Below are 10,273 nucleotides of genomic sequence, written 5' to 3'. Positions count from 1 at the left end.
TTCGCCCGATTGTCAAATCATCCCCAATCGAACACGGTTTGGAAATGACTCACGTTGACTCACGCAAATCCCGGATGAGTCAAATCGAAAGTCAAATCGAACATGCAGGTCAGAGGCCCTTTTTACTACTACTACTACTACTTGACTCATTTGACTAATACATACATACCCCCTGATGCGGGAGAACATTTATATTCCCTGGATTCGGTATATATGTTCTCTCTACAAGGGGGGGCTATGTTTCGCATGAGTCAAATGAGTCAAATGAGTCAACAGGCTCCTGACCTGCGTGAATACCGGGTATATGGTGGGCATTTTCGATTTATTTTTGACTCATTTGACTCATGGGAAAAACCAAGGGGTCTCCATACCCGTCGGACGCGCGCGCGTGATACACCATCGTGAACACAACGTGTCAAGCGTTTGTGACCTACATCACTGAGTGACATGGATCACATGATGTATTTTGTCAAACTTGTCAAAACGGGGTGAAACACCCCCGAAAAGGCTTCCCAGCCGTCGTGGACCGGTCCCCGGCAAAGAAGATGCATGGGCAACGCGCGCAAGCGGCAAGGCGACAAGGCAGAGCTAGCCGCCATCCTGTATCTCGCCGGGCTAGCGCCCGAGCACACCGTTGAGCGGCCCCGCCGCGTCTTGGGGGCCGGACGCCGCGACGATGAAGGCGACATCCTGGTCTTCCCCGGCGTCGCCATTCAGGTCAAGGCGTGGCGGGAGCTGAGTGGCGCCATCCGCGAAGCCGCGATCGGGGCCGCCCAACAGGCCGTCAACGCCGAACGGCGCTACCACCTCGGGCTGTCGAAAAGGCACGCTGCACGCACGGATTCATGGGTAGCGTCGGCGGCCTCGTGGCCGGTCTCGCTCGACCTGGCGGGCATCCCCGTCATCGGTCAAACAGCACGCGCCGTCAGCATTGTCACGTCCTCGGTCGAGCCCACGACGGACCGCATTGTGCTCGTGCGTCGGCAGGGAGTTCCCGACCTGTATGTCGCTCATCCGGACGCCTGGATCACGGCCTGGCGGACGGCTGTTTCCGCCCCCGCCCGCAGCATGGGCATGAGCCAGTTGGAGGCGTCGTGATCGACGGCAGCGACTACGTCGCGCTGCACGTCCACACAGAGCATTCAGAACTCGACGGCCTGGCTCGCGTGGGGGAGTTGGTGGCCGCAGCGGTCGCCGATGGGCATGTCGGTGTCGCGGCTACCGACCACGGTTCGCTGGCCGTCCACTGGAAACTTTATGAGGCTGCGCGCGCCGCGGGGATCACCCCGATCTTGGGGTTGGAGGCGTACTTCGCGATCGGCTCCCGGCACGACAAAGAGATTCGCACCATCGCCTCCGGTGACGATTTCGACGGCTCCGGCGGGATGGGTGACAAGCGCCAGCAGCGGTACGAGCACCTGACCCTGCTGGCGAAGAATGCGACCGGCTGGCGCAACCTTGTCACCGGCCACAACGCCTCGTGGGGGCACTTTTTCTACAAACCGCGCTGGGACATGGACTTGCTGGCACGGCATGCCGACGGACTGATCGTCGGCACCGGGTGTCTCGGTGGCCCCGTGGCCGGAGCGCTGCTGCGCGGAGATGTCGATGCTGCCAACGCCGCCGTCGTCTCCCTGGTCGAGGTGTGTGGCCGCGAGAACGTCTTTGTGGAAGTGATGGATCACGGTCTGGCGTTGGAGCAAGCCGTGATCCCCGGCCTGGTCGAGATCGCTGGCCGGTTCGGCTTGCGCGTCGTCGCCACCAATGATTCCCACTACGTCCGCGCCGAGCAGGCTGCCGCCCACGATGCTTGGCTGGCGATGGGGCAAAGCAAAGGCGGCAAGACGGTCCTGGTGACCGACCCCAACCGTTTCGCCTTCAACGGCGGCGGCTACCACTTCCGCACGGCGGCAGAAATGCACGCCCTGTTCGACCACCAGCCGGGGACACACGACGCCGTCCGCAACTCCCGCGCTGTCGCGGAGATGGTTGAACCTGACGTCATCCCCGTCAAGGGGAACCGCCTCCCGGTCTACCCCGCCCCGGACGGGGTCACCGCCGCCGAACTGCTCTACGAGAAGACTCGACAAGGGGCGGTGGGGCGGTGGGGCGAGAATCTGCCGATTGAGATCAAGGCCGAGTTGCGGCACGAACTCGACGTGATCGGCGGGGCCGGGTTTGACGATTACGCCTTGATCGTCTCCGACATCATCGACGAGTCAGTGCGGCGCGGCATCCGTAAAGGCCCTGGGCGCGGTAGCGCCGCCGGGTCGAGAGTCATGTACGCCCTCGGCGTCACCGACATCGAGCCGCGCGTCAACGACCTGCTGTTTTCCCGCTTCCTCGACCCTGGCCGCCCGGACATGCCGGACGTCGACATGGACTTCGACGCCGAGCGTCGCGACGAGCTGATCCAGTACGCCGCCGACAAGTACGGCCGCGACCGCACGGCGCGCGTCGGGTCGATCGGCACCTCGTGGGCGCGGTCGGCCATCAAGGATGTCGCTCGCGTCACCGGCTGGACCGCCTCGGCGGCCGAGAAGATCGCCAAGGCGGTTCCGGATTTCGCGGGTAAAGAGCACCCGCTGCGCACCATCTTGGCTGTCGACAACCCCGCCGGGGCTCCGCTGCGAGCACTGATGAGCAGCGACCCGTCGGTCGCCCACCTGGTGATGATGGCGATGGCGGTGGAAGGGGTCGCCTCCCGGTCCGGCATTCACGCCTGCGGCGTCATCATCGGCGACGAGTCGCTGACAGGCTTGATTCCGATGCGACGCGACCCGTCCGACCCGGATGCGTTGCCGATCACCGAATGGGACGGCGAGGCGCTGGCTGCGTTCGGGCTGGTCAAGTTCGACTTCCTGGCGATCAAAGATTTGACCGGAATCGAGCGATGCGTGCAGATGATCGCCGAGACGACTGGGGTGAAGGTCTACCCGGAGACGGCCACGATGGACCCGGCCGATCCGCGCGCGAAAGCGGCTTTCGACTTGATCTCGGCTGGCCGGACGGCGGGCGTCTTCCAGCTTTCCTCCCCTGGCATGACTGAGTTGGCGCGAGCGATCAGGCCGCATCGTCACGAAGACTTGACGGCCCTGGGCGCGCTGTACCGTCCTGGCCCCATGGGTGCAGGGATGCATCACGAGTACGCGGCGAGAGCCCGCGGCAAGGCAATTGACTACGCCCTGTTCACGCGCGTGCCTGCCGAGCAGGAGGTCATCGCCGAAGTGCTCGCCCCGTCGCTGGGAGTGTTGGCCTACCAGGAGCAGATGCAGCGACTCTCGGTACTGGTCGCCGACTTCGACGACAGCCAGTCGAACAAGCTGCGCAAAGGCATCGCGAAGAAGAAGACCGACATCCTCGATGCGATGTATCCGCTGTGGATCGACGGCGGGGTGAAGGGAGCCCGTCGGGACGGGGTGGCAAAAGTGTCGTTCCAGCGGGAGACCTTGGACCGGTTGTGGGAGACGTTCCGGGCGTCCGGCGAGTACGCCTTCAATAAATCGCACTCTGCGGCATACGGGCGGATTTCCTTCGAGACCGCCTGGTTGAAGGCCAACTGGCCCGCGCAATTCGGAGCCGCGCTCTTGGCGAGCACCGAATCCGGGAAGGCTAAGGCGGGCAAGCGGCAAGCGTTGATCGGGGCGCTGCGCGGTGACGGCATCGTCGTCCGCGCCCCCGGTATCAACAGCGCCTCCGTCAAGACGTCGGTGCTGCCTGACGGCTCCGTCCAGATCGGCCTGTCAGAGATCGCCGCTGTCGGTGAGCCTGCGGCGTGGATTGTCGCCGAGCGCGACCGTGGCGGACCGTTTGCCAGCCTCGCCGACCTGGTCTCGCGCGTTGTTGTCGCAGGCGAAGACGGCAAGCGAACGTCACTTTCTTCCACGATCGTCACCGCCTTGGCCGAGTCGGGGGCGCTGGATGAGTTCGGCAGCCGGATGGGGCACGCCATGCTCGCGTGCGTCAACCCGATCCCCGACGACCTGCCCGCCCCCGACGCCGAATGGGGGATTGTCGAGCGGGCGGCCAGACAGCGGGCACGCCTGGGCGTCATCATCGACGGCGACCCGGTCGTCCTGCTGGCCGACCAACTCTCGACCTGGCTGTCCCCGGCGGGCACGCCGCCGATCCCGATCGGCTCTATCCCGACAACCTCCGGTGTGCCAGTGCATGCTCTCGGCGTCGTCGCCGCCGTCGAAGAGAAGTCTTACGCCCGCGGAGTGCTCTGCGAAGTCACGGTCGCCGACCCGACCGGCTACCTTGAAGCGACCTTCTGGAATGAGTCGTGGACCAGCATGGTCGCCGACGGCACGGCTCCGAAGCCGGGGGAAATTGCCGGCATTTCCGGCATCACCAAGGCCCCCTGGCGGCCTCCGACCGACGACGACGCAGTAGTCGAGGAGGACTTGCCGCCGTCGCTGCGTGGCTACAGTGTGTGGCGGCAGCCTATTTACGACCCAGTCCGTCGACCCTCTGTCGTGTTAACACCCGGACGAGCGCCAGAACCGACTGAACCTCAACGTGAGGTTGAACCCGTTATGATTGAACCTCAACTAGAGGTTGAACCCACCACCGCGCCTGACGACGACGCCCCCCAACCGGACAGCGAGCCCGACCCGGAGCCCGTTATCCCGGAACCACTCCCCGAGCCGGAGTCGCACGACGTCTTCGTCGTCGGGATCGACCCGCAGAAGCGGCTTCGCCACCAAGTCGGCGGTGCCTGGTCCGCGCTCGTGCGCCTCTACCCCGGCCTGCGCGATCTCGATGCCGACATCAGCCCGCGAGGCGCCGACTGGCACTCCCCCGTGCTCGCTCGATGCGACGGAGGGGCCGGTCTCGTCCTCAAAGCGGCCACCGCTTACGACCGCTCGGTCGTCCGGATGATCGTCAGCGGCGCCGCCTGATCGCCTGTCGTCCGAAATCCGGACAAGACAGGCGAAACGCGCCGCCGCGGCGGCCTCTCAGGCAAAGAACCTGCGAGCCGGAAAGCCGGGCTCACCCCCGGATCAACAGACCGATCCGGGTGGAGACACTGAAAGGAATTAACCAGTGAGCGATAACTTCGTCTCCATCGTCGGCGGCCTCGGGGCTGACCCCGAACTGCGCGTCAACCCGAGTACCGGGAAGGCAATGGCAGTCTTCTCGGTCGCCATCAGCCAGCCCCAGAACCAGGACGGCTCCAAGAACGACCCGATCTGGGCGCGAGTCAGCCTGTTCGGCGACGTCGCCGCGCGAAACTTCGTGGCGTCCGCGAAGAAGGGCGACCGGGTCACCGTCACCGACGCCACCCTCGACAACTACACCGAAGAGCTTAACCTTGCGGATGGAACCACCCGCAAGGTCACCCACGTCACGCTGAAGTGCTTCTCGGCGGCGGCCGACACCAAGTGGGCTACCGCCGCGATCACCCGCAACGGCAACGGCGGACAGAACTGGGCCAACAACCCGGCCTATGCGGCCTACGCCCAGCAGGGCACCGGCGGCGCTCCGCAGGGCCAGTTCCAGCCCCAGCCGCAGGGTCAGACCGCGTTCTCGGCTCCGGCCCCGGCACAGGCTCCCGCTCAGTTCCAACCCCAGCCGCAGAACGGCCAGCCCGCGTTCTCGGCCCCGGCCCCGGCACAGGCTCCCGCTCAGTTCCAGCCCCAGCCGCAGGGTCAGCCTGCGTTCTCGGGCCAAGGCTCCGCGTTCTGACCGCCGCCCTCGGCTAGAACGCGGAACACCATCCGGCCCGTCGCCAACCCCCGTCCCGGCGGCGGGCCGGACTAGATGCAACCGCCCTCTCTCGCGGTTCGCACTCAACGAACGCCCCCAGCGGTCCACCTGGGGGCGTTCGCCGTGCCGGCGTGTTTTGCGCCGCATAGTGCGAAATATGGACACCCATCGAGCATCCGCCGATCGGCCGCAGTGGCGGCGCTGGCCGTCACTGCGTATGGTGCGCCCCATGCGAAAACCGTTGGTGCCGCTCGTGGCGGCTGCGTGCATGCTGTCTCTGGCCGGGTGTGGGGGCGAGGCGGCGAAGCCGTCCGGGAAAGACGTGTCGATCTCTGCGGTGACGAAAGGGACGGCGGACCAGGCGTGTGCGGACTTGTTCGGCAAGGCGTCGGGGATCGGCGCGAAGTTCGGCGAGAACGAGTTTACGTGGGTGGGGAACCCGATGTACGAGGACAAGATGTCCTGCACCCTGACCCCCGTGGGCAAGAAGGCGGCAGACGGGCCACTTCACATCACGATGTCAAAGTCTGGCGCTGCCGCCGACGCCGACTTCGTGCTTGGCGAGTGGAAGTTCGACATGTACGACGGCGGCGAAGGCGAATGGTCTGACACGCAGAAGAAAGCCGTCCAAGACCTGATCGAGGCAGCGGCCCCGCACGTCAAAAACTGATCCGCGCCGCGGCGCAGGCATTCCTGCCGCATAGGGCAGGGTGTGAGGCTTACTCGATCCACTCCCGCCCGCCTGGTGGCCGCCGTCATCTCGGCGCTCATCGTCATGGTCGTGTGGGCGACGCCCGCCAACGCGATCGTCGACCCTGGGCTGCCTAACCCCGACGTGCTCGGGGTGTGCCCGACCCAGTTCGTCAGCCAATCGGTGCAAGACGCCAGCCAGGAATACCTGCCGTTGAACCGGTGGGGCGGCTTGGTTCCAGTCCATACGAAGTTGTCGTGGAACCCTGCCGGGGGCGATCTCGGGTCGAAGCTGCAACGCGACGGCGTTGTCACGATGGGGTTGTCTGCGGGTAACGGTGCGTGGGGTGTCGCCTCCGGGGTCGTGGAGAATGCGACCAATTTCTGTGTCGGGTCGAGCATCGTCCAAGGTGTCGACAACGCCATCGGCACCGTCGGCAGCGCCCTGTTCGGGTCCGGCGTCATCGCCATCATTTTCATCTCGGGCATCGCCATCCTGATCTTCCGGATGCGGAAGAACGGATCGTTTGACTCATCCGAGTGGATGCGCATCTGCATGGCCGCGGGCGTGTTGGCGATGCTGGTTTTCGGGGCCGTCCAGTCGACAACGAACAACGGCGGCTCTCTCGGGAAAGGGTCTCCGGCCTGGTGGTCGGTGCGGATCAACCAGTCCGTCGAGCAAGTGGCGAAGATTCCCGCCGCGTCGCTGAACGACTTCGCCACCAAGACCGTCAACGCCGCGGAGCCTGCGGCGCGCACGTCGTGTGCGGTTTATCGGGCCAACCTGCGCGAGAAGTATGTCGCCGCATTGAAGGCGGTCGGCGGCGAGTCGACCGGGGAAAGTCTCGGCATCGTCCAATCCAGCATCGACCGCATGTGGCAGGACTCCGGTCTGCGCGCGTGGCAGGCGGCGTCATTCGGCACCGGCAACCCTTGGGGCGACGAAGTCGGCTGCCACCTGTTGGAGCGCGACCGGGGCACCCCCGTGACGGAGCAGATCGAGTTGTCCGGGCTGCCGAATGCAGCCACCAATCCAGACGCCTTCATCTGGAATGCAGGCGACAACAACCAGGAAGACCGGATGCTGGTCGCCTGGGCCGCGTGCGAGTACAAGAGCAACGCCTGGCAGTTGCGGGACGGCTGGAAAGACCTCGACGGGGCCGACAAGAGCGCCTGTGACGAGGCTTTCACCGACGACTCCGGTTTCGATGGCGACGGAACGATTCTCGACTGGCCCGCCGACGCCGAAGAAATCCGCACCAAGACCGTCGACTATCCCTACATCACCGACTTCCTGCTGAGCCTGCACGGAAACGAGAACGGCTCCGCGATGATGATCGCGCTGGCCTACATGCCCGCCGCCGTCATCAGCCTCGGCGTCTACGGCATCTTCGGCGTCGCCATCTTCGCCGCCAAGGTCTACATGCTTTTCCTCGGTGCGCTGGCCGTCGCCATGCTCATCCGTTCCCTCTTCCCCGGACAGCGGGACGCCATTCTGCCGATCACCAAAAAGTATGTCGGCATCGCCATCTTCGTCTTCGGCGCGTCACTGATCCTGTCTCTGATCGCCGTCGTTACCTCGGCGTTGGTCGCCGCGGGGACCGGCGGGTCGACCGGCAGCACGATCTCGGTCTGGTCGGTGGTCTGGTCTAGCCTCGCCCCGGTCGCCGCCTTGATCCTGGTCCACCAGTTGTTCAAGCAGTCCGGCGCACCGTCCCCGTTCACCCCGAGCGCGGCCTTGAAGTGGGGTGCCGTCCTCGGCGGTGGCGGCGCGCTGGCCGGTGTCGGTCTCGACCGGGTCATGTCTCAGGTCGGCAACCGGGGCCGACACCTAGCCCGCGGTGCCAGTGCGACGGCGGCGGATGCCTTCATGGGCCGCCGCGCGTCGAAGCGGATTGGTGCCCTTGGCGCGGCGGCGGCAGCCGGTGGCGGGGCCTACGCAGGAACAAAGCTGGCCGAGCGTGACGACGACACCGCTCCTGCGAAGGACGCCGCGCCGGACGACGCTAAAGACACTGCGCCGATGCCGAACGGCGACGGCGAGAAGATGCCCCGCAACCGGTTTGACGACGCGGAGAATCCCGTCGACCCGACGGACGACGACGAGGCCGACGACGCTGCGCCCGCTACCGGTGGTCGACGTTCGCGGATCGACGGCGAGACCAGCGCCTTGGACGACCCCGACCAGGAGCGCGGAGTCGACGCGCCGTTCGAGGACGGCGGGGATGACGGCGAGGTCGTTGAGCGTCCGCGCCGGATCGACGGCGGCGACAGCCTCGGTGACGACGCTGACGCAGCCGTCATCGCCGCGATGGCCAGCGGTGGCGTCGCGGCGGGCGCGAACGTCCCCCGTCCGACACGCGACGGCGACGACGTGCTCGACACCGCGCAGCGCCGTGCCTCCGATCGCGCCAATGGCCGTCGGGCTGCCCGCGCTCAGCGCAACGCCCTCTCCCGCATCCCCGGCACCCGCGAGTACGAAGCGGCGAAGAAGAAGGAACAGCGCGAGGCCGACGCCTACGCCAAGCGCGGCAACCGCGAACTCGACCCGGACAAGGGGTTCATGGGCCGTCGCCTGCAAGACGCCAAGATGCGCCTACAGTTCGCCCCTCGCCGCGCCGCCAGTGCTGTCGGCGGCTCTGCCCGTGGCATGTGGGACTCGTACAAGGATGCCCCGCTGCGCAACACCGCCAAGATTGCTCTCGCCGCAGCGGCCGTCGCGGCGGTCCCGGTCGCTGCCCCGGTAGCCTTCGCGACCGCGGGGACGGCGTATGCCGCCAACCGTCTGCGCACGGGGCGCGCGGAAGACCGTCAGGCCGCTAAGCGTGGTGCGCCGACGCGGGCCGACCAGGTCAGCAAGGCGAATCTGGCGATGTTCCGCGAGCAGCAGGAGGCGCGCGCGCGCCGGGAAGCGGCCAACGCCCAGGCTGCCAAGGAGACCGCGCCGGAGCGTAGGTCGCCGCACAATCGCCTCGACGATTGGCGTCCTCCGGATGTCGCCCCCGGTCTCGGCCAGCCGAGACACCCGGAGGTTGGCCCGCTTGGCCCCGAACTCGGGTCGCCTGCGCCGGACTGGGACGATGAGGAACCTGGCGCGTCGGAGCCGCCGTCCGCGCCGTCGCCGTGGACGGAACCGGACGTCCACTCCATCCCGCCGTCTTTCGACTCGGTTGTCGGCGAGATGGGGACCGCTGCCGCCGCGGCCGGCTACTACCGCAACCACGACTCCGCACCGTCGGAGACAACGCAGCCGATCGTTGAGCAGTCGCGCCCAGTCGCCCCGGCAGTCGTTGACCCCCAGGTCCACGACAACGACCAACCGGCTGCCCGTCTGGACTCTCCCCCGGTCGCTCAGCCGCAGGGCGGGACGCCCCCGATCGACGCCCCCGCCGTCATGCCGGTTCGTCAGGTCGAGCAGCCCACCAGTCGATTCGACACTCCCCAGGCAACTCGGTCGGAAGCCCCATCGCAGGGTCACCATCCGGCGACGGCACCAAACCGTCAACCGGAGAGCCGCCCGGTCGCTCCCCCGGTCAACCCGCAGTTCGGTCAGCAGTCACCGCCCGCTGACCGGTCGGCCGGGCCGTCGACGTCTGACTCGCAGGCCCGGCAGGCTCCGTTGACGTCACCCGACCGCTCGTCGGAGGACCGCTCGTCGGAGGACCGCTCGTCGGAGGACCGTACCGTGGCCCCGCCGGTCGTCAGCCCCCAGGTTCGTCAAGAGCGGCAAGGTGGCACATGGCTGGCCTCTGAGCGTCAGCCGCAACAGGGCCAGGTTCCGGTGGCGGCTACGCAAACGCGCCAGCCGGTTCAGCAGCAGCCTCCGGTTCAGCCACGCCAGGAGGATCGTCCTGTCGCTCCCCCGGTTCAG

The 10,273-nt window shown here is 66.6% G+C and carries 5 protein-coding genes; all 5 read left to right on the top strand.

Annotated elements, in window-relative coordinates; genetic code table 11:
• Positions 1-549: 549 nt before the first annotated feature.
• A complete protein-coding gene (locus tag BN13_RS19635; protein ID WP_048547012.1) occupies positions 550-1,098 on the top strand; it encodes a hypothetical protein in 549 nt (182 codons plus the stop codon).
• Positions 1,095-4,904, top strand: a complete 3,810-nt coding sequence (gene dnaE / locus BN13_RS11620; RefSeq protein ID WP_048547010.1) for a DNA polymerase III subunit alpha — start codon at positions 1,095-1,097, stop codon at positions 4,902-4,904. Before BN13_RS19635 ends, dnaE begins: the two co-directional genes overlap by 4 nt.
• Before the next feature lie 145 nt (positions 4,905-5,049).
• Positions 5,050-5,691, top strand: coding sequence for a single-stranded DNA-binding protein (locus tag BN13_RS11615; protein ID WP_048547008.1), 642 nt, complete (start codon positions 5,050-5,052; stop codon positions 5,689-5,691).
• 250 nt (positions 5,692-5,941) lie between these two features.
• Entirely contained in the window at positions 5,942-6,382 is a 441-nt protein-coding gene (locus BN13_RS19325; protein WP_157038564.1) for a hypothetical protein, read from the top strand.
• 42 nt (positions 6,383-6,424) lie between these two features.
• The coding region (locus BN13_RS11605) for a hypothetical protein (protein ID WP_162199951.1) at positions 6,425-10,273 on the top strand (3,849 nt) is incomplete at its 3' end.

Source organism: Nostocoides jenkinsii Ben 74 (assembly GCF_001046875.1).
Taxonomy (GTDB): Bacteria; Actinomycetota; Actinomycetes; order Actinomycetales; family Dermatophilaceae; genus Nostocoides_A; species Nostocoides_A jenkinsii.
This window is presented reverse-complemented; position numbering and strand designations above follow the sequence as displayed.